Source organism: Maribacter zhoushanensis (assembly GCF_029350975.1).
GTDB classification, from domain to species: domain Bacteria; phylum Bacteroidota; class Bacteroidia; order Flavobacteriales; family Flavobacteriaceae; genus Maribacter; species Maribacter zhoushanensis.
In genome coordinates this window covers 102,618-123,988 of record NZ_JARKMR010000008.1, presented here as the reverse complement: position 1 = coordinate 123,988, position 21,371 = coordinate 102,618, and the positions used below count along the sequence as shown (strand labels likewise).

General features: G+C 33.8%; 12 protein-coding genes and 2 tRNA genes. 12 read left to right on the top strand and 2 right to left on the bottom strand.

The annotated features are described in order from the left end of the window. Nucleotides 1–27: 27 nt before the first annotated feature. The 12 genes from PXD56_RS17565 to PXD56_RS17510 all read left to right on the top strand — a co-directional run bounded on the left by PXD56_RS17565 (nucleotide 28) and on the right by PXD56_RS17510 (nucleotide 17,971). Nucleotides 28–102, top strand: a tRNA-Val gene (locus PXD56_RS17565). A gap of 928 nt (nucleotides 103–1,030) precedes the next feature. Then, entirely contained in the window at nucleotides 1,031–4,135 is a 3,105-nt protein-coding gene (locus PXD56_RS17560) for a SusC/RagA family TonB-linked outer membrane protein (RefSeq protein WP_276494632.1), read from the top strand. 18 nt (nucleotides 4,136–4,153) lie between these two features. Beyond that, a complete protein-coding gene (locus tag PXD56_RS17555) occupies nucleotides 4,154–5,596 on the top strand; it encodes a RagB/SusD family nutrient uptake outer membrane protein (RefSeq protein ID WP_276494631.1) in 1,443 nt (480 codons plus the stop codon). Nucleotides 5,597–5,616: 20 nt separating this feature from the next. Next, on the top strand, nucleotides 5,617–6,438 hold the full coding sequence (locus PXD56_RS17550; protein WP_276494630.1) for a PKD domain-containing protein: 822 nt from the start codon (nucleotides 5,617–5,619) through the stop codon (nucleotides 6,436–6,438). Nucleotides 6,439–6,597: 159 nt separating this feature from the next. Next, a complete protein-coding gene (locus PXD56_RS17545) occupies nucleotides 6,598–8,040 on the top strand; it encodes a hypothetical protein (RefSeq protein ID WP_276494629.1) in 1,443 nt (480 codons plus the stop codon). Between the two features lie 10 nt (nucleotides 8,041–8,050). After that, entirely contained in the window at nucleotides 8,051–8,962 is a 912-nt protein-coding gene (locus PXD56_RS17540) for a polysaccharide lyase family 7 protein (protein WP_276494628.1), read from the top strand. 10 nt (nucleotides 8,963–8,972) lie between these two features. Continuing rightward, the gene (locus tag PXD56_RS17535) at nucleotides 8,973–9,956 is read left to right on the top strand and encodes a polysaccharide lyase family 7 protein (protein ID WP_276494627.1); all 984 of its coding nucleotides are present in this window, start codon (nucleotides 8,973–8,975) and stop codon (nucleotides 9,954–9,956) included. Nucleotides 9,957–10,176: 220 nt separating this feature from the next. Beyond that, entirely contained in the window at nucleotides 10,177–10,878 is a 702-nt protein-coding gene (locus PXD56_RS17530) for a FadR/GntR family transcriptional regulator (protein WP_276494626.1), read from the top strand. A gap of 91 nt (nucleotides 10,879–10,969) precedes the next feature. Beyond that, nucleotides 10,970–12,250 (top strand): Nramp family divalent metal transporter, encoded by a 1,281-nt coding sequence (locus PXD56_RS17525; RefSeq protein WP_276494625.1) that lies wholly within the window; start codon nucleotides 10,970–10,972, stop codon nucleotides 12,248–12,250. A gap of 93 nt (nucleotides 12,251–12,343) precedes the next feature. Further along, a tRNA-Val gene (locus tag PXD56_RS17520) sits at nucleotides 12,344–12,418 on the top strand. A gap of 154 nt (nucleotides 12,419–12,572) precedes the next feature. After that, complete coding sequence (locus PXD56_RS17515) at nucleotides 12,573–16,256, top strand: efflux RND transporter permease subunit (RefSeq protein WP_276494624.1); 3,684 nt, start codon at nucleotides 12,573–12,575, stop codon at nucleotides 16,254–16,256. Further along, nucleotides 16,256–17,971: an efflux RND transporter periplasmic adaptor subunit gene (locus tag PXD56_RS17510; RefSeq protein ID WP_276494623.1), complete on the top strand. Its 1,716-nt coding sequence runs from the start codon at nucleotides 16,256–16,258 to the stop codon at nucleotides 17,969–17,971. The genes PXD56_RS17515 and PXD56_RS17510 overlap by 1 nt, the downstream gene beginning before the upstream one ends. Before the next feature lie 2 nt (nucleotides 17,972–17,973). On the opposite strand, the gene PXD56_RS17505 is transcribed toward PXD56_RS17510, so the two are convergent. Continuing rightward, a complete protein-coding gene (locus PXD56_RS17505; RefSeq protein ID WP_276494622.1) occupies nucleotides 17,974–19,251 on the bottom strand; it encodes a UDP-N-acetylmuramoyl-tripeptide--D-alanyl-D-alanine ligase in 1,278 nt (425 codons plus the stop codon). 62 nt (nucleotides 19,252–19,313) lie between these two features. Further along, a complete protein-coding gene (gene gldJ / locus PXD56_RS17500; RefSeq protein WP_276494621.1) occupies nucleotides 19,314–20,981 on the bottom strand; it encodes a gliding motility lipoprotein GldJ in 1,668 nt (555 codons plus the stop codon). Nucleotides 20,982–21,371 lie beyond the last annotated feature (390 nt).

Sequence of the window (21,371 nt, the reverse complement as noted above, 5' to 3'; positions counted from 1 at the left end):
AAGTATTATATATTTGCACCCCCATTGGGGCTCTTAGCTCAGTTGGTTCAGAGCACCTGCCTTACAAGCAGGGGGTCACTGGTTCGAATCCAGTAGGGCCCACAGGTAAAAAGGCTTTCATGAAAATGAAAGCCTTTTTTTATTATTACTTTTTTTGTTTAGTAAGTTTTCTTCCTTTTCCTGTTCAATAATATTGTTATTATTTATTAGAAATTCAGATATTAACTTGGAGCTATTTTTAAGTTAAATGAAACTGAATAAATTTCAATTTAGGATATTACGTTTCAGCTTAAAATTCTTCACTCTTTCCTCTGTTATTTTGATATCATTTATCGCAGTTTTCATTAATGAATTCTTAATATTCATTTCATCTGATGTGGTGTGTCTACCAATTATTTTACTCTCAGGCTGTGAAATATGTTAAATTTTTAAGAGAATTTAATAATTATAAGCTTTGGTTAAATTTTATAAAAAGGTTTAAACTTTCATGATGGTAAAACCTTTCTAATCGCTAAGTATAGCTGTGTTTTGGGCTTAAATATGCTTTTCTGAAAATGAGCTTAATTTTTTATCAATTACGTAATTATACAATAAAAAAATTTATTTAATCTCAAAAATCTGTGTCTTAAATCATGAATGTAATTTTTTTTAACAATATAATAACATATATTTGGTAAACCAGTTTGACGAACCAATTTGGTAAACCAGTTAAAATATTGAAATTAAAGAACCATTATAAACTAAAAAGAAATGACGTGAAACTTTAGAAAAAAATGCATAAAAAAAGGACGGGTGCTCGCCCATCCTTTTTCATAAAAAAATTACTTCATTTCGAAGGGAAGTAATACACAAACATGTAAATATTGCTATAAACACATTTCTTTGTAAAAATAGGAATTTTCATTGATTTAAGATGAAAGTGTGTTTATAGTAATATTGGAGATTATGATGCGAGATATGTAATCGCATTTTAAGTAGATCAAAAAGATGGCACAAGCCAATTCAATAGAACTAACTTAATATAACACAGATGAATTTTAAATTAAAAATTTTTATGGTTGTAATGTTGCTTGTCAACATTCAATTATTTGCACAAGACACCTATGATCTATCAGGTACGGTAGTAGATGCAAACAATGTACCAATACCTGGTGCAAATATTGTTGTAGCAAATACAACAAGAGGAACTCAAAGTGATTTTGATGGAAATTTTAGCATTCAAGTTACTAGTGGTGACATTTTACGTTTTTCTTATATAGGGTATACTACTGAAACAGTAGCTATTGTTTCACAGAAAACAGTTAGTGTTACTTTAACCGAAGACGCAAGTCAATTAGATGAAGTTGTAGTTGTGGGTTATGGAACACAGAAAAAATCTACCGTTACTGGTTCAATTTCTAAGGTTACTAATGAAACGCTAGATCAAATTGCAGTGTCAAGGGTTGATGACGCATTAATAGGTCAAGTTTCGGGTGTTAATATTCAAGCTACCAATGCTGAAGCAGGTGGTGCTCCTACTATTACTATTAGAGGTATTGGTTCTGTAACTGCTGATTCTGGTCCTGCATTGGTAATTGATGGAGTTGTGGTAAGTTCAGAGTTTTTAGGTAATCTTGATATGAACGATGTAGAATCTTTTGAAGTATTAAAAGATGCTGCCTCTGCTGCAATATATGGTAGTGAAGGTTCTAACGGTGTAATTTTGATTACTACTAAAAGTGGTAAGGCAGGTAAAACTAAATTTAGTTACCAAACTTATACAGGTATAAAGAGTGCACATGGTAGTGATGATTACAGAAAAAGTGTATCTGAATGGGCTAAAATAGAACAAGCTGCAACAGGTATTCTTTCTAATGAAACTCAGTATGCACAATTGTTGGTGCAAGCTACTGGTGTGGATAGAGATTGGCAAGATGTTTTCTTTGACGGAGGCGCCATAACAAGTCATTCTTTATCTGCGAGAGGTGGTTCTGAAGATACTAAGTTTAGTACATCTTTAAGATATCTTCATGATGAAGGTGTTGTAATTACTGATGATTACAAATTATTTTCTGCCAATATGAAAGTTGATTCAAAAATTGGCGAAAAAGCAAGATTCGGTATTAGAGCTACACCATCGTATACAAAACAAAGAAGGCTGCCAACATCTATTCACAATCCTACACGTCAATCACCGTGGTTACCTATTTATCATACAGAAGAATCACTTCAATTTATAAATAGAGATGTTTATCCAGATGTTGGAGTTGGAGATTACTTTTACGAAAACCATTTAGTAGAATTAGATGTTAATGGAGATGGTAATGATAGTAGACCTCGTACTTCTGGGGATTCTAACCCATATGCGCAATATGTGGAAAGAGAGCATTTTGAATATAATACAAAATTGTTTGGTTCTACGTATTTAAGTTATGAGCTTTTAGACGGTCTTACCGCTAAAACTCAATTAGGTGTTACGCTTGAGCAAAGAAAGAGAACTAGATATGATGGTACAAAACATCATGCTAGTGGTAATTCAAGAGCTTCATATTATTTAGCGAATAGATTTAGAACTAGAATCATTTCTGATAACACGTTAAATTATACAAAAACGTTTGGTGACGATCATGATTTAAATTTGTTACTAGGTGCTACTATTCAAAAAAGAAAATCTGAAGAAAGTATTACTACAGGTAGTGGTTTTTCTAATGACTTATTGAAAAACTTTCAAGGGGCTACTTTAGTTGATCTTCCTACGGAAACAAATACTGAGCTTAAAAAGTTAGGTTATTTTGCAAGGGTTAACTACGCATATAAGGGTAAATATCTAGTAAACGCGTCTATTAGACGAGATGGTAGTTCTGTATTTGGTATAGACTCTAAGTGGGGTAACTTCCCTGCAGTATCTCTGGGTTGGAATGTTGCTAAAGAAAATTTCTTATTGAATAGCGATGTTGTTAATACTATGAAGTTTAGAGCTAGTTATGGTCTTACAGGGGCTGAGAACTTTAATGTAGGTGATGCTATCGTAAATGCATGGCCTTACTTAGCATTATTGCAGAATTCAAATTCAATAGATAATGGAAGTATTGCAGCTGGTGTATCGCCACTTAATATTGCTAACACATTATTGCAATGGGAAGCTTCTAAAGAATTAACTGTTGGTTTGGATTACGGATTTTTTAACAACAGAATCTCTGGTTCTATAGATTATTACGAAAGAACAAGTGATGAATTATTATTGAATAATCCTGTTTCTTATATATCAGGTTTTAATAGTGGTATTGTAAATTTAGGAGAAGTTCAAAACAAAGGTGTTGAACTAGAGTTAAGAACTAGAAATGTTTCTAATGAAAATTTCTCTTGGAATTCAACTTTAATAGCGTCTACCAACAAAAATGAACTTTTGAGTTTTGGAGATTCTAATAATGCGTTAATAGAAGATTCTTACGGTAGAAACTCTCAATGGATAAACAGAATTGGAGAGCCAATTTCATCTTTCTGGGGTTACGTTGTAGATGAAGAGGCTTTTGACGAAACTTCTTTTAGAACAACATATGTTGATAGTCCTTGGAACAGAATCAATGGTCAGTCTGATGATACTATCGTTAAAGATTTAAATGGAGATGGGTTAATTACAGAGGAGGATAAGACAATCTTAGGTAGTCCGTACCCTGATTTAGTATATAGTTTTACCAATGAATTCAAATTTGGTAATGTAGACTTTTCTTTCATGGTTCAAGGTAGTTTAGGCGCTCAGGTTAATAATATTGGTGATCAATATTTCTACAACTGGTTTGGTAACAGAACAAGAAGTGGTGGAGAGCTAGAAGCTGTTGCCAACGGTCTTGTATCTGATGTTTCTTTTATTCAGGAAAAAGTATTGACAAGCGATGTTATTGCAAGTGCAGATTACTTCTCTTTACGTAATGTAAATCTTGGTTATAATTTTTCAAAAGATGTTTCAGAACGTATAGGGGTAAGCGGCTTAAGAGTTTATGCTACTGCTCAGAATTTACTTTATATCACTGCAGATGATTATCATGGTTTCAATCCAGAACATATAGATGGTAGTGATCCAAGAGCTTATGGTTCTCAAAGAGCAGGTACACCAATATTCAGAACGGTTACAGTTGGTCTTAACGTTGATTTTTAATCTAAAAACAAACAAACGATGAAACATATAAAATATTTAATAGTTGCAGTAACGGTATCCGTATTTGTTTCCTGTGATACTGAGGAGTTTTTGAACCCATTGCCAGATACGGCAGTTGCTGTAGACGGATTTTTTCAATCTGATGCAGATGTACTTTCTGGAGTATATGGCATATATGATGCCTTACAAGGCGTAAATAGTAATACACAATCTAATATTGGTGATTTCAATAGAGGTGTGCAATTTGAGCACCTGTTAACGGAGCATAGAACAGATAATACAAGAAATGCAACACTTGAAGGTTCTAAAGCTGATTTTCACAGATATGTTGTAAATGCAAATAATGTAGAATCTGAAGATTATTACGCTTCTATGTATGAAGTGATTTTTAGAGCTAACAATATCTTGGATTTTGTTGATGTAGCAGACGAAAGCAATCAAGCTAGATATAGTGCAGAGGCAAAATTTCTAAGAGCTTATGCATACTTTAAGTTAGTGAGAATGTTCGGTGATGTGCCATTGGTAACATCGGTAGTAGGTCCTACGGATAATGAAGCTTTGTTTACTAGAATTCCAGAAGCTCAAGTTTATGAGCAGATTATAGCAGATTTACAAGAGGCGGCAAGTGTTTTAGATAATTCATCTAAATCAAGAGCATCTAAAGCTGCGGCACAAGGTATCTTAGCCAAAGTATATTTATCATTGGCATCTCCTAATTATGCTGCTGCACAGCAATTATGTGAATCAATAGTTAATAGTGGCGCATTTAGTTTGGAAAGTGATTTTCACGATGTTTTTTATAGTGAATTGAACAATGAAATTATTTTTGCTATACAGTACGAAACTGGTAACAGTGCAGAGAGTCAGAGTTTTTCATCTGAATTTACTTCTTCAACTCGTGCAGGTTCGGAAGATGGTCAAAATATTGTAAATGAAAATTTAGTGTTGGATTTTGCCGCGTATGGTGGCGATAGAACAGCTGAATCATATATAACTTTTGGTACATCGAACGAAGTAATTAAGTTTTTACCGGAAGGTTCAGATATTACTACTACACCACCTTCATACGGTCCTAGTGCCCGTGATGCAGGTAACGATTATATTGCTTTACGTTATGCTGATGTTCTTTTAATGCATGTTGAAGCTATAATGGCAGGCTCTGCATCGACTACAAATGCAGCGGCATTGGCTTCTTTTCAAGCAGTTAGAGATAGAGCTGGTTTGCCTGCTACTGTTTCTACGATAACTAAAGAAGATCTTTTGGTAGAAAGAAGGGTAGAATTGGCTTTTGAGAATCAACGCTGGTTCGATTTACTTAGGTTCGGTGTAGCTGAGGCTGTATTAAGTGCTCATTCAGCAGAAATGGGATACGTATTTGATGCTAGAAAATTATTATTACCTATTCCGGCAAGAGAAATAAATATAAGCGGTGGACTTTTAACACAAAACCCAGGGTATTAAAATTTAAAAACATTTAAACTATGAAAATTATACAAAATATTTTCCGAAAAACAACTTTGTTACTCTTTAGTGTAGTAGTTACAAGTTCTTTTGTTGGTTGTGTTGGTTCAGATACTTTTAGAGATGATTTGCCAGATTCCAATTCTAAGGCAGATACGATATTTCCAGAAGCTAATTTTGATTATACAGCAGATCAAACAGACTTTACAATAATTAATTTTACAGATTTATCAACCGAGGCATCTTCCTATTTATGGGATTTTGGTGGAGGAGAAACTTCTACGGATCGTGATCCTACATTTCAGTTTTCTGGAGAAGGTACATTTCCTGTTACTTTAATTTCTAGTGATGGTAATGGTGTAACATCGACCGTTACTTTAGATGTTGTGGTAGTAGATGAGTTAGTAGCGGCATTTCAGTGTCCAGATTTCTTATGTAGTCCAAGAACACCTTGGGCAGGTGTAGATAGAGGTACAACAAGCTCATATTCTGCAAGCTCTTCACCAACTCCACCAGAAGATAACGGCGCTGCTAAATTAAGTAGTAGTTCTAACTTTCTTGATCAAAGTATTCGTGTGGTTTCTGGTGCAACATATGAAATTACATTTTGGTATGTAAGTAAGACAACCGGTAGTTCTGCTGGTACGCTTTTAATTGAAGATGCAGATACTGGAGATGATTTTCTTAATCAAGAAATTCCATTAACAGATCAAGCTTCGGCATATGTTCAAACATCATTTTCTTTTACAACAGGTGATGAAACAGAGAACATGAGGTTTAATATTGAATATGCAGGAACAGAGTGTAGATTCTCTAAAATTAGTATTGATAGACTGAATTAATGAATACTCTTGAAAAGATGATTTAAAAATGTTATTGCCGTCAACTGTAGTTTCATTTTTAAATTATCCTTCAAGACATCATGTATTTTCTTAAACAGAAATTTGAATTATCAGAAATGTTTAAGAAGCATCTAACAAAAAATAAAAAAATATAATATTATGAGTTTAATAAAAAAAGGAATTAGTGCCCTTTTGATAACTGGTCTTATCATGTCTTGTGATGAAGATGGTTATGAGCCAATTGAGCCAGTCGATTCTTCTGGTGGTTCTATTGGAAGTGTATTTTCAAGTTTTGATGTATCAGCAAGTGGAGATGGTACCATTGTAACGGTTAAACCGCTAACGGTTGGTGTAGATTCTTATGTTATTGATTTTGGTGATGGTAGTACTCCATTAACAGCATTGCAAGGAGAATCAGCTACTTATGATTATTCTAATGTTGAGGCATCTGCAGACTACACCATAACTGTAACAACTAAAGCTACAGGGCAGGCGGATCTTGTTAAAACTGAAGATATTACGGTAGAGCATACTGTGTCTTCTATTGATAGTGCTCCAGCTTCGCCAGAGATTAAAAGATATAATCTTTTAAATATTTATACAGATGCAACTTCTGTTGGTTCAGCTGGTACAGGTGGTAAGGCTATTGTTTTAGATTCGGGCAACAATTTATTGGAGTTTTCTAGGTTGCATAGCTATATAGGTGAATTTGCATTAAGTGATGAAGTTGTTGCGGCAGATGCGTTCTATAGTGGTGTTGGTTCTAACGATATTCATTTTGATGTGTATTCTGAGTTTGCTACGGGTATAGATAAGTTAAAAATTACTTTGGTAGATAGTACTAATGGTACTTCTCATGTAATTGATGATTTAGATTTAATTGATGGTGAATGGACAGGTTTTGATTTTGATTTAGCAACAGATTTTTCAATGCCGGTAACTCAATTTGAAACTATTCTTTTTGAAGTAGGAAGTACTGGTACGGCAAATGATCATGCAACAATTACCGTAGACAATATTTATATGTCAAGAATGACCGGTGCAACTATTTTGAACGGTGATTTTGAAGATAGTCAAGACTTTTGGAAGTGGACTACATTTACAGACGGTGATACTAATCCGTTTGGTTCTAGTTCAGATGGTTCTAACCAAGATTATGATGGTGTTGATACCGGCAGTAAGACAAGAGGGGCAAAATGGTCATCAAGCCAATCTGGTGGAGATTTAAGAACTTCAAGTTCTAGATATGCATACCAAGAGCTTAATTTGGAGCCTGGTGCAGACTATATTTTGGAATATCAGTATGCAATCAAAGATGATAGTGGTACAGATCCAATAGGTGGAAGAAAAGTAGTGGGCTTAATTTTAAACGGTCAATATGATGATGGTGCAGATGCTGTTGATAATATTGGAGATAATCTAGGATTTAATGAAGGCTTTGTAGCAGAGGGTAAATTCTCAGATACTACAGATGGTGCAGGTACTTTGGTACAGATTCCGTTTACTGCAAATGATAGTGGAGAAGTTGCTATAATGTTTTATGCGGTAACTCCAAAAGATGCATACATAGATAACGTGAAGGTTCGTTCAGTGAATCCTTAATTTAAAATTGATGCAAAACACCCGAAAAGGAATATTGGTATTTATAGTAGTACTATTTCTTTCTGTAAACGCTACTTCTCAGAATCAGAAAAGTAGCGTTTCAGAATCGGATGTAAAACTTAAAAAATCCAAGAAGAAGAAAAAGAAAGTAAGGCTTCCGGAAATTGATTTAAATAACTGGAAAGTTACAATACCAGAAGGTAGTGGTAAGGGAGGGGCAATTAGTGTTGCGCCGCCAGAGATTTTGAATTATGCAACAAATAAGGTGCTAAAACCTTATATGTACAATGATTCTACTAAAGGAGCCCTAACGTTTTATGCGTATCCAACCACGGCAACTACTGCTAACACTAAGTATTCTAGGTCAGAACTAAGGGAGCAAATGGTTACTGGAGATGATAATGTCAATTGGACATTTAAGCAAGGTGGCACTTTAAAGGCAAAATTATCAGTTGATGAGATTTCTAGAGATAAGAATGGTAAATATCACAAAGTAATCATTCTACAAATTCATGGTCGTTTAACTAATGATCAAAGAGATTTAATAAAACAAAAAGACAATAATGCACCGCCGGTATTAAAGATATACTGGCAGAATGGTAAAATTAGAGTCAAAACTAAAAAATTAAAATATTCAGATGTAAATGCTCTTGGCATCTTACATGAAGAAGCCTGGACAGATGATGAAGGTTTCAATTTTGAAGAAGAGGTTGGCTTCGGTAAATTTCAAATTGAAGTAAAAGTTACAGATGGTAAAATGGTGGTTTCATTGAACAAAACTGAATATGCCGTTTATGACGATTTTAATATGAAAAGATGGGGTGTTTTTGAGAATTACTTTAAAGCGGGTAATTATTTTCAAAGCAGAGATGAGGGTTCGTTTGCCAAGGTCAGTTTTTATGAACTTGAAGTGAAGCATTAATAAAAATTATATGATTTTAAATAATATTTTAAGATACCATAGCCTTACAATAACTAAATACTGTTTTGTAGTTGTAATGGCGTTTGTCTTTTTAAGCTGTAGTAATGATGCTGAAGCAGTTGAAGAAGAGATTGTTAAGGAAGAAGAAGTTCTTGAAGAAGAGGTGGAAGAAATTCCGGAACCGGAACCGGAAGAGGAAGTAGTCGTTGAAGAAGAACAAGTAGAAGGTGTAGATTTCTTTTTACCGAATATAGATTTAAGTAATTGGAAAGTTACATTGCCCATTGGTAGTCCAGATGAAGTAGAGCCACCAGAAATCATAGATTATGCTACTGACGAAAGATTAATACCTTATATGTATAATGATTCTACAGACGGTTCATTGGTTTTTTACACAACACCAGGTTCGTCTACTACTAATTCTTCCTATTCAAGAACAGAACTGAGGGAGCAAATAGTACCTGGTAGTAATAGTACAAATTGGACTTTTACAGAAGGCGGGCGTATGAAGGGTACATTGTCTGTGCCTGAGATTACGACAGATGTAAGTGGTAATTTTCATAGAACTTTGGTAATGCAAATCCATGGAAGGCTTACTAATGAGCAGCGAGATTTAATAGGGGAAGATGATAATAATGCTCCCCCAATGTTAAAAATTTATTGGCAGAAAGATAAAGTAAGGGTGCTTACTAAAAAACTTAAAGATCTTGATGCAACGGATGAAGAAATTTTACATACCGATGCTTGGGAAGATAATGAAGGGCATACGTTTTCAGAAGATATTGGAACTAATACATTTGAGCTAGAAATTATAGCTTCAGACGGTAGGTTGGAAATTATTTTAAACGAAACTGATTCTGTGGTGTATGAAGATATTCATATGCAAAAGTGGAGTGTGTTTGAGAATTATTTTAAAGCAGGTAACTATTTACAAACCTTAGATGTAGGTGCGTCTGCTAAAGTTAAATATTACGAATTAGAAGTCACGCATTAGTGATATGAGATTAATATACCTAGTATAAATAAGAGAGTTGTTTGAGTTAGATTTGTTGAAATGAGTTTACCGGCCTTTTTTAAGGCTGGTAAATTTTATTACAAACCACTGATTAATAGAGTTTAAATGTTGGGATTATAATTTCTGATAATAATAGATTGAGAATTACAATTTTTGACAAGTTAATTTCCATAACGATTTTCCTTAAAACAAGTTATATATGAAATTAGAAATCCTCACAAGGACTGAAAATCAAGAAATACACAATGAGATAATAGTACAGCTTAGAGATTTAATGAATAATAAAAATCTTGAGCCTGGTGATAAATTGCCGTCAGAAAGAATGCTCTCGGATAAATTTGGCGTAAGTAGAAGTAGTGTTAGGGAGGCTATTCAAAAATTGGAATTTTATGGTATTTTAATATCTAAGCCACAAAGTGGAACTTTTGTAGCAGATATTGGTCAGGTAGCCATGAACGGAATGGTAAATGATATTTTAAGATTAGATGAACCTGATTTCAAATCTTTAGTAGAAACGAGAATTTTATTGGAACTTAAAACTGTAAGATTAGCTGCTAGAAGAAGAACAGATGACGATTTAAAATTAATGAAAAGTGCTTTGGATGCTTACCGTGAAAAGGTTGAAAATGGTGAGGATGCAGTACAGGAAGATTTATTATTTCATTTGGCAATAGCACGGGCAAGTGGCAATAGTACAATGAACACTTTTATGTTAATAATAACTCCAGAAATACTAACCAATTTTGAAAAGTATCATGTTTGTGATAAAAATATGGCGCTAAGAGGAATACAAGAACACCAAGATATTTTTGATGCGATAAAAAACCAAGATCCTCAATTGGCAAAAGCAAAAATGAAAGTGCATTTTAAAAACTTATACCAGTATTGTTATAACATTTAGAGTAACCTAAATAATTACATTCTTATTGATTGTAATTCCGGATTAAAGACTATTACCTTATTTTTCTTTTCATTAATAACCCACCTAAAGAATGAACAAAATAGATAATTCAGCCAATCAATCAATTTGGAAGAAAATACTGGCTTTAGTATTGGCATTTGGTCCTGGTATTTTTGCTATTGGTTATACTATTGGTACAGGCAGTGTTACTTCAATGATTGTGGCAGGTAGCACATATGGTATGCAGTTATTATGGGTGCTACTTTTAAGCTGTGTTTTTTCTGGGCTATTAATGTATGCATACGGAAATTTTGCCTTGGTTACCGGTGAAACCGCTTTATATGCATTTAAGAAGCATTTAAAATGGGGAAAGTTGATCGCTATTTTAATAATTCTAGGAATCTCTTTTGGTCAGTGGAACTCATTAATGGGAATTCTAGGGATTTCTGCAAATATTATTTACGAGATATTTCTTATATATTTTCCTAGTTTGGTAGATGCTAAATATGAAGCAGTATTAATTATAGCTATTTCTGTAATTGTTATATTTTATGGATTGTTGTTGGTAGGTAAGTATACCTTTTTTGAAAAGATTCTAGTAATATTTGTTACTATAATGGGGCTTTCGTTCATTATTTCTCTCTTTATGGTATACCCATTGCCAATCGAAGTTGTTAAGGGGTTAGTGCCAACAATACCAAAGGTTGAAGGTGGGCAAATGATGGTCGCGGCATTCGTTGGTACTACTATGGCGGCAGCTACTTTTCTATCTAGACCACTATTTGTAAAAGGAAAAGGATGGACGATTAAAAATCGTAGACAACAGAAGAACGATGCTATTATAGCGGCAACACTTGTATTCTTTATAAGTGCATCGGTAATGGCTGTAGCCTGTGGTGCTTTATTTCATCAAGGCCAACCAGTAACCAAAGTGTTGGATATGGTAAATACTTTAGAGCCTGTAGCAGGTAAATTTGCGCTAACACTTTTCTTTTTTGGTACTTTAAGTGCCGGTTTGTCGTCTATATTTCCTTGTTTGTTAATTGCACCCATATTATTGGCGGATTATCAATCTGGAGAATTAGATACAAATTCAAAACAGTTTAGAATAATAACGGCAATAGCATCATTGTTTGCATTGATCGTTCCAGTATATGGGGCTAATCCTATTCAAATGCAAATACTGTCACAAGTATTTAATGTATTTGTTTTACCATTGGTGATATTGGGAATTATTCTTCTCATTAATAACAAAAAATTGATGACCAAGTACAAAGCAGGCATATGGTTAAATTTAGGTTTGTTCGCAGCTCTTTTCTTTTCTTGTGTAATTTCCTATAATGGAATAGTAGCCCTGTTAGATTATTTTTAAACTTCAGATAGTTCAGGTGTCACTTTTCAATTTATCAAATCTTTTTAAAATAAGATTAATAGTATCTTTGTCCCCTTATAAAATCTAAAAAAGGGGATATTAGCTCAGTTGGTTTAGAGCGCTGCCTTGACAGGGCAGAGGTCACCGGTTCGAATCCAGTATATCCCACAAGTTTTTTATCAAGTATGTTTAAATTTCAGAAGGGTGTTTATTGTTTAATTATTAGATAATTAGTTGCCTTCTTTCTACAATCTATACTTGTTTCCGGCGTTTATTGTTAGAGACTTAAAGTTTGTAATAAACGAGTAGGTTAATAGTGTCTATGTTAAACGGATTAATTAAATATCTTGTTAAGAATAAACTAATAGCTTTTATAGTGTTGTTAGTTCTTTTGTTGTGGGGTTTAATCAGTGCTCCATTCAATGTTGATAGTGTTTTAATTGGTGCTAATCCAGTATCTGTAGATGCAATACCTAATCTAGGGGATAATCAGCAAATTGTCTATACAGAATGGCAGGGACAATCTCCGCAAGATATTGAAGATCAAATTACCTACCCTCTTACTTCTAATCTTTTAGGTCTTCCTGGGGTTAAATCTGTTCGTAGTTCCTCAATGTTCGGTTTTTCAACTATTTATTTAATTTTCGAAGATGATATTGAGTTTTATTGGAGCCGTAGTAGAATTTTAGAGAAGCTAAATAGTTTGCCTATTGATTTGTTACCAGATGGGGTAAGTCCAAAATTAGGACCAGATGCCAATGCTTTGGGTCAACTTTTTTGGTATACACTTGAGGGTAGGGATACAAACGGAAAAGTTACTGGAGGGTGGGACTTGCATGAGTTAAGAAAAATTCAGGATTTCTATATTAAGAACACATTGGCATCCGCTGAAGATGTGTCAGAAGTTGCCTCAATTGGAGGTCATATTCAAGAGTATCAAATAGAGGTGAATCCTCAACTAATGCGTCAATATGAAATTGCATTGAAAGATGTGGTTAAGGCCGTTAAAGAAACGAATAAGAATGTTGGGGCAAATACAATTGAAATAAACAATGCAGAATATCTTATCCGTGGTTTAGGGCTTGTAAAGAAGATTGGTGATATAGAAAGTACGGTTGTTGTTTCTAATGATTTTGTTCCCATTAAAATTAAAGATATTGCTAAAGTTACTCTAGGACCAAAAGAACGTAGAGGTATTTTAGATAAAGAGGGTGCTGAGGTAGTTGGCGGAGTGGTGGTCAGTAGATATGGCTCAAATCCTAAAAAAGTAATAGCCTCTGTTAAGCAAAAAATCAAGGAATTAGAGGAGGGCATGCCTTCTAAAAAATTACAAGATGGTACAATTTCAAAATTAACTGTAGTTCCTTTTTACGATAGAACAGAACTTATTGATAATACTTTAAATACTTTAAGTTCTGCATTGTATTTAGAGATATTGACAGCAATTTTAGTAGTGTTGGTATTGTTGCGTAACCTTAAAATTTCGGTTGTTATATCTGCTTTATTACCTGTGGCAGTTCTCATGGTATTTATTGCTATGAAAATATTTGAAATTGAAGCTAACATTGTAGCCTTGTCAGGTATTGCCATTGCTATTGGGACAATGGTTGATCTAAGTATCATTTTATCTGAAAATATTATACGAAAATTAGAGCAATTTGGTATTGAAAAATCAATTGATGAATTGGTAGTAGAGGGAGCTAATGAAGTTTCGGGAGCTATAGTGACGGCTGGGTTAACGACAATTTTAAGTTTTATTCCTGTTTTTGTTCTAACAGGCGAAGAAGGTAGACTTTTTACGCCCTTGGCTTTTACAAAAACTGCTGCACTACTTGCTGCAATGCTACTGTCTTTATTTGTGATACCTCCTTTAATTGCTAAGTTATACAGTAAAAATTCAAGTAAATTTAAATTAAAGGGTTTTGGCTCTTATGTAATTGGTTTATTAGGGTTGTTGATAATTTTCTCAGGATTTTGGATAGGACTGGTTCTGTTAGGGCTGATGATTATAAATCTTTTGAATGAGTTCAGCTTGCTTGGAAAAGAATATTTCAATAAAATTAGAACGTTTTATATAGTAATCTCCATTTTGTTGGTACTGACCTATTACTGGAATCCTTTGGGGTTTGATAATAGTTATATATCTGATTTCTTATTTGTACTGATAATAACCTTTTCTGTTTTAGGCATACTCTTCATTTTTTATACATTTTATGAAAAAATATTGATTTGGGCAATGGCCAACAGATTGGTGTTTTTAAGTATACCAGTTTTTCTGTTGATATTAGGGTCCATTGTTTACGTAAACTTGGGTAAGGAGTTTATGCCAAAGCTAAATGAAGGGTCTTTTTTGTTAATGCCAACATCGACTGCCCATTCGGGTATTTCTGAAAATAAAAAATTATTACAACAATTAGATATGGCGGTTACATCGATACCTGAAGTCGAAACTGTTGTAGGTAAGGCTGGGCGAGTAAATTCTGCTTTAGATCCGGCTCCTATGTCCATGTTCGAAAATGTGATAATTTATAAGACAGAATATATGTTAGATGAAAGTGGTAAACCGCTTTCTTTTAAAACTAATGATGATAATGAATTTGAGACTGGTAGTGGTAAATTTATTACTGCAGGTGCAGGTGTTTCTCAAGATGATTTAGTTTTAGATTCAGACGGTGAATATTATAGAAATTGGAGGCCACACATACATAGTGCAGATGATATTTGGAATGAAATAGTTAATGCAACAAAGATTCCCGGTGTAACATCATCTCCTAAATTACAACCAATCGAAACTAGATTGGTAATGCTTCAAACAGGTATGCGGTCTTCTATGGGGATTAAGGTCTTTGGACCTGATTTAAAATCTATTCAAAGTTTTGGTTATTCACTAGAGAAGGAATTGAAAAAGATAAATGAGATAGATAAAGCTTCTGTGTTTTCAGATAGGATAGTTGCAAAGCCTTATTTAAACGTAGTTTTTGATAGAGATAAAGCGGCTAGATATGGCATCACCATAAATGAATTACAAGAAATTTTAGAATCGGCAATAGGGGGTAAAATATTAACTCAAACTATTGAAGGTAGAGAGAGGTTTGATGTCACTATACGTTATCCACGTGAGTTAAGATCGGATGCCAAAGATTTACAAAATATTATTGTGTCGCTGCCTGACGGTAGTTCAATACCCTTCTTAGAATTGGCACAGATAAAATTTGAAAAAGGTCCTCAAATAATAAAAAGTGAAGATGGTTTTTTAACCGGATATGTTTTGTTTGATAAAGTAGATGGTTTGGCTGATGTTTCTGTGGTAGAAAAAGCAAAGAAAATAATTGAAAGTAAAATTAATGATGGAGATTTAATTGTTCCAGACGGAGTTAGGTATAGATTTGCAGGTACTTATGAGAATAATCTTCATGCAGAAAAAACGTTGTCGGTAATTGTACCGTTAGTATTATTAGCTATTTTATTTATACTTTATCTTCAGTTTAGGTCTCTAACTGTTTCGTTTATGATCTTTTCGGGTGTAGCAGTAGCTTTTGCGGGCGGTTTCATAATGTTATGGCTTTATGGACAAGATTGGTTTTTAAATTTTAGTTTTTTTGGTAATAATTTAAGAAGTGTGTTTAATGTTAAGATTGTGAACATGAGTGTTGCAGTCTGGGTAGGCTTTATTGCGCTTTTTGGTATAGCAACAGATGATGGTGTGGTTATTGCTACCTATTTAAAACAAAGTTTTGAAGGTATGGAACCAAAATCTGTAGAAGAAATAAGAAATACTGTTTTAGAAGCGGGTAAAAAAAGAATAAGACCATGTCTTATGACCACTGCAACAACTTTGTTGGCGCTTTTACCTGTGTTAACTGCCAAGGGTCACGGTAAAGATATATTAATACCAATGGCAATACCTGGTTTTGGCGGTATGTTGGTGGCTTTGGTGACCTTATTGATAGTTCCGGTGCTTTACAGTTTTTGGCAAGAACTAAAATTAAATAAAGAAATAAAGTAATGAGAAGCTTGGGTAAGTATACAAAATACGTTGTCTATTTAGCAGTATTGCTTTTAGGTATGCTGTTGGGATATTTGTTTTTTGGCGAATCAAAAAGTGATAAAACTTCTAATATAGTTGAGCACTTAGATCAAGTTTCTTATACATGTTCTATGCACCCAAGCGTGATAAGTTCCAAAAAAGGTACTTGTCCAATTTGTGGAATGGACCTTGTAGAGATGTCAGAAGATTATATTTCTGATTCTGATAATCGTTTTGAGATGAGTGAACGTGCCGTTGCACTTGCAAATGTACAAACGAGTATAATTGGTTTGGATAGTAAAAACGGACAGATATCATTATCTGGTGAGATTACCTCTAATGATAAAACCAATGCTACTCAGACAACCTTATTTGATGGTCGTTTAGATAAGTTAGAGGTGAATTATATTGGGGAGTATGTTAGAAAAGGACAAGTAATAGGAACTATTTATAGTCCTGATCTTTATTTGGCTCAAGATAAATTGTTGACATCTGCATCTTATAAAGATACTCATGAGAAACTATATGCAGCAGCAAGAAATACTTTAGGTCTTTGGAAATTAACTGATGAGCAGATAGATGAATTATTGAAAACAGGTAAGCCTATTAAGAATTTTCCTTTAATAGCTGATGTTTCAGGAACCGTTGTTGAAATATTAGCTTCAGAAGGTAATTATTTTAAGCAAGGGGATCCGTTATTTAAAGTTTCTAAATTGTCTACCGTTTGGGGTGTTTTTCAAGCATACGAAAATCAAATGCCATTACTTAAAATAGGACAGGAAATAGAGATTAGTTCTGAGGCTTTTAAAGGGGAAACAATAGTTGCGAAAGTTTCTTTTATCGAGCCAATTTTAGATAGGGGAAGAAGAGTTGTGTCGGTAAGGGCCGATATTTCAAATAAAGAAGGAAAATGGAGACCAGGAATGTTTCTAGAAGGCAAAGTAAATGTTGATAGTAATGATGAGGAGTTGTTAATGGTGCCTAAAAGTGCTGTTCTGTGGACTGGCGAACGTTCTGTGGTTTATAAAAAAATAAGCGCAATCAAACCGGTGTTTGAATTGTTGCGAGTTCAATTGGGAGAGGTTGTTGGCGACAGTTATATAGTTCTAGATGGTTTAAAGGCAGGAGATGAAATTGTAACCAATGGTGCATTTGTTATTGATGCGGCTGCACAATTACAAGGTAAAAATTCAATGATGTACTCTAATGTTGAAGATACTACAAATAAGGATGTACATTCAAATCATTTGGTCAAGTTGTCTAAGCAACAAAATGATAAACTAGAAGATGCATTGAAATTATATTTTAAATTAAAAGATGAGCTAATCAATTCTAATAAAGAGAAATCTATAGAGCTTGCTCTAGAATTAAAAGAAGCTCTGAATGTTGCTGATGAAGAAGCGGTAGATGATGTTCTTGATGCGCATTTAAAATCTGTCAATGCTTCGTTGACGGTCATTGCAAATCAAAAAAGCTTAGAGAAAATTAGATTAGAATTTAAGAAATTGTCTAAAGATTTTATATTTATTTCTTCACAGATAACTGGTTTTGAAAGTCCAATATATATTCAACATTGCCCTATGGCTGATGGTAATACAGGTGCGGATTGGCTTAGTTTAGAAAAGGCTATTAAAAACCCATATTTTGGAGATAAAATGTTGACCTGCGGAAGTGTTGTTAAGGTAGTAAAATAGTCTTAAATCAAATCTAGCAAACGCTCTAGGGCCATACCTCTAGAGCCTTTTATCAATAAACTTGATTTTGGTTTTAGTTTGCTCTCATTTAGGTGATTTTTTAAATCATTAAAGTTTTTCAGCTTTGTAGATTTAGTAATTGTTCTATTAAAATTTTCACCAACTAATATTACTCTTTCAAAATTTAGTTCTAAGGCTAAATCTGCGATGTTTTGATGTTCCTCCTTAGCAGAATCTCCAAGTTCAAACATATCTCCGAGAATTAAAACTTTTTGATCTTTTTTTAAGGATTCAAAGTTTTCTAATGCCACTTTCATACTAGAAGGGTTAGCATTATAGGCATCAAGAATAATATAGTGTCCGTTTTTATTTATTATCTGAGATCTATTGTTGTCTGGTGTATAGTTTTCTATTGCATTTTTTGTTTTGCTCAATTCCACATTGAAAAATTTTCCAATAATTATAGCGGCGCAACAGTTCGTAAAATTATAAGATCCAATTAGGTTAGATTTTATAATTGTTTCTTCTACTTCGATTGTAACAAACGGTTGGGCTTCAACTAACGAAATATTATAATATTTAGAGTTTTTAGTGCTAAAGCCATATTTTTTGGTGTAGGTAGAAAGTTTATCTAATTGTATGGCATCATCGGCATTTAGAAAAACTGATTTTTTATGACTAGTTAAATAGTCATATAATTCGCTTTTGCCTTTTATTACACCTTCAACACCTCCAAAACCTTCTAAGTGGGCTTTGCCAAAATTAGTGATGTATCCATAGTCTGGTTCGGCAATTGTACACAAAAATTCTATTTCTTTTAAATGATTTGCGCCCATTTCTACTATGGCAATCTCAGTATCTTGTTGTATTCTTAATAGGGTCAACGGTACACCAATATGATTGTTTAAATTACCTATCGTGGCTATTGTCCTATAGCTTGTGCTTAGTACGGCATTTATTAATTCTTTGGTAGTCGTTTTTCCATTACTACCCGTAAGGCTGATCACTTCAGCTTTAGATTGCTTTCTGTGAAAGTTGGCCAATTGTTGTAATGTAGTTAAAACATCATCTACAATAATTGTTCTTTGATCAATGAAGAATTCTGCCTCATCTATAATAACCAAACTTGCTCCACTGTCAAGAGCTTTTTGGGCATAAGAGTTGCCGTTGAAATTATCTCCTTTCAATGCAAAGAAAATATCGTTTCTTTTAATTTTTCTAGTATCTGTACTTACTGAGGGGTTTGCTAGGAAAGCAGAGTGTAATTCTTGAATATTCATAAAATCGAAGATAAAAAAAAGCCCCTTAAATAAGGAGCTTTTTTAATTCGTAAGGAGAAAAATTATTTTGCTTTCTTTCCTCTAACTGTTTTGTTTTTTGTTTTTGATTTAGAACCAACTCTAGACATTGCACATCTAAAGCCAATATAATCAGTAGCCATATATTGTGGTAAGTATCTTCTTTGTGCTGGATCTAACCAATAAGCTCTATCTCTCCAAGAACCACCTTTGTAAACTCTTACTTCATCATTAATCAATGTAGTTCTATTGTTAGAAGCATCATAACCTTTAACTAGATTCCCTAAAGAATCTCTTTCTACAGAATGCTTAGGAGAGTTGTACATTTTCTTGCTCTCATCTTCATCTTCACCGTCGTTGAATCTGTCATAGAATCTAGAAGAACCTGCATCACCATCCCTATATCCTCTGTTATCACTAGAAGAGAAGTTTGTTCTTAAGTACGTTTCTTCTTCATCAACAGGTATCATTTTAATTTCACCAGGTAAGTTTACAGCAACAACTTTTCCGTTTGGCAAGGTATCATAAACAATAGAATCTCTAAGGATATTCACTTTACCATCTTCGCCAATAGCACTTTTCATGTATATATTACCTCTGTAATAGTTGAAATCACTTACTTCATCATCTACTATAGGTCTGTAAACATCAGCAACCCATTCAGCAACGTTACCGGCCATATCGTAAAGACCTAAATCGTTTGGCTTGTAAGACATAACCTGAGCGGTAATATCGGCACCATCGTCAGACCAACCTGCAATTCCGCCATAATCACCTTTACCTTGTTTAAAGTTGGCTAATTGATCACCTCTACCTACACGTTGTCCATTACGAGTGTAATCACCTTCCCAAGGATATTTTTTTCTACCTCTATAATTGTTGTATTCTCTTTGTCCAACTTGAGCCTGAGCAGCATATTCCCATTCAGTTTCAGTAGGTAGCCTATATTCTGGCATAATAATACCACTACTTCTTTTTGCGAAAGTAGATGTACTATCTTTTTTCTGTTTTCCTTGTAAAGAATCAATTTGTCCGTTGTAAACAGATTCTGGTCTGTTCAAGTAAGCCTCGGTACTGAAAGTACCTTGAACCTCTCCTGTAGCTGCTTGATATTTAGCATCTTCAGATAAGTAGCCTTCTCTTTCTAACATTACTTCGTTTACACGGTCAGTTCTCCATTCTGCAAATTGTGTAGCTTGAATCCAGTTTACACCAACTACAGGGTACTCTGCGTACGCTGGGTGTCTCAAGTAGTTATTTGTCATGGTTTCGTTAAAGCCTAATCTGTTTCTCCAAACCAAGGTATCTGGTAAAGCACCTACATAAATGTTAGTATACTTAGGGTTTTCTGGAGGGTAAACACTTTTTAGATAATCTAAGTATTCCAAATACATTACATTGGTAACCTCAGTTTCATCCATATAAAAGGATTGTACATGTTGTGCTGTCGGCGTATTGTTCCAATCATGCATTACATCATCTTGTACTTTACCTTTAGTAAATGTACCACCTTCAACAAATACCAATCCAGGAGCGGTTTCTTGCTCTTTAAAGTCGGTATTGTATTGAAAACCACCTTCCTTGGCATTTATCTTCCAACCTGTAGCTCTAGACGTATTTTTTCCAGATGAGGATTTAGAACAGCTACTTACTGTAAAACCTCCTACTAATACCGTGCATGAGAGTACAACTTTTATTAAATGTTTTTTCATAATTAGGACTTGAGTTCAATTTTCATATACTATAGTAGTTTGGTAGCTATAGAATATGATACTGTAATTTCTTTTAATTTGTTTGTCACTTTCGCTCAATAGAACGGTGTTTTCATGAGATTATTTTATAATTGAAAATAATTTTAAAAATCTCATGGCGAACTGCCGGTAAATTTGGGCTCGCTTTAATAGGTAAACGCTTAAAACAACTAATTAGTATGGTTTTGGATAATTCTTTTAGAAAGGATAAATAAGTATTATTTTTAGGATAATACTACTTGCTAAAACGTTGGAAGAATACAGTAGTGGCAAATTCTTACAAAAATCTTATGGTCAATGCAAGATAACGGGAAAAACAGCGTTTACATGTAAAATAATAATAGTAAATAT

Bases quoted from the DNA above. Each gene is read 5' to 3' on its own strand.
- PXD56_RS17560 (WP_276494632.1), top strand. From the start codon at position 1,031: ATGAATTTTAAATTAAAAATTTTTATGGTTGTAATGTTGCTTGTCAAC.
- PXD56_RS17555 (WP_276494631.1), top strand. From the start codon at position 4,154: ATGAAACATATAAAATATTTAATAGTTGCAGTAACGGTATCCGTATTT.
- PXD56_RS17550 (WP_276494630.1), top strand. From the start codon at position 5,617: ATGAAAATTATACAAAATATTTTCCGAAAAACAACTTTGTTACTCTTT.
- PXD56_RS17545 (WP_276494629.1), top strand. From the start codon at position 6,598: ATGAGTTTAATAAAAAAAGGAATTAGTGCCCTTTTGATAACTGGTCTT.
- PXD56_RS17540 (WP_276494628.1), top strand. From the start codon at position 8,051: ATGCAAAACACCCGAAAAGGAATATTGGTATTTATAGTAGTACTATTT.
- PXD56_RS17535 (WP_276494627.1), top strand. From the start codon at position 8,973: ATGATTTTAAATAATATTTTAAGATACCATAGCCTTACAATAACTAAA.
- PXD56_RS17530 (WP_276494626.1), top strand. From the start codon at position 10,177: ATGAAATTAGAAATCCTCACAAGGACTGAAAATCAAGAAATACACAAT.
- PXD56_RS17525 (WP_276494625.1), top strand. From the start codon at position 10,970: ATGAACAAAATAGATAATTCAGCCAATCAATCAATTTGGAAGAAAATA.
- PXD56_RS17515 (WP_276494624.1), top strand. From the start codon at position 12,573: ATGTTAAACGGATTAATTAAATATCTTGTTAAGAATAAACTAATAGCT.
- PXD56_RS17510 (WP_276494623.1), top strand. From the start codon at position 16,256: ATGAGAAGCTTGGGTAAGTATACAAAATACGTTGTCTATTTAGCAGTA.
- PXD56_RS17505 (WP_276494622.1), bottom strand. From the start codon at position 19,251: ATGAATATTCAAGAATTACACTCTGCTTTCCTAGCAAACCCCTCAGTA.
- gldJ (WP_276494621.1), bottom strand. From the start codon at position 20,981: ATGAAAAAACATTTAATAAAAGTTGTACTCTCATGCACGGTATTAGTA.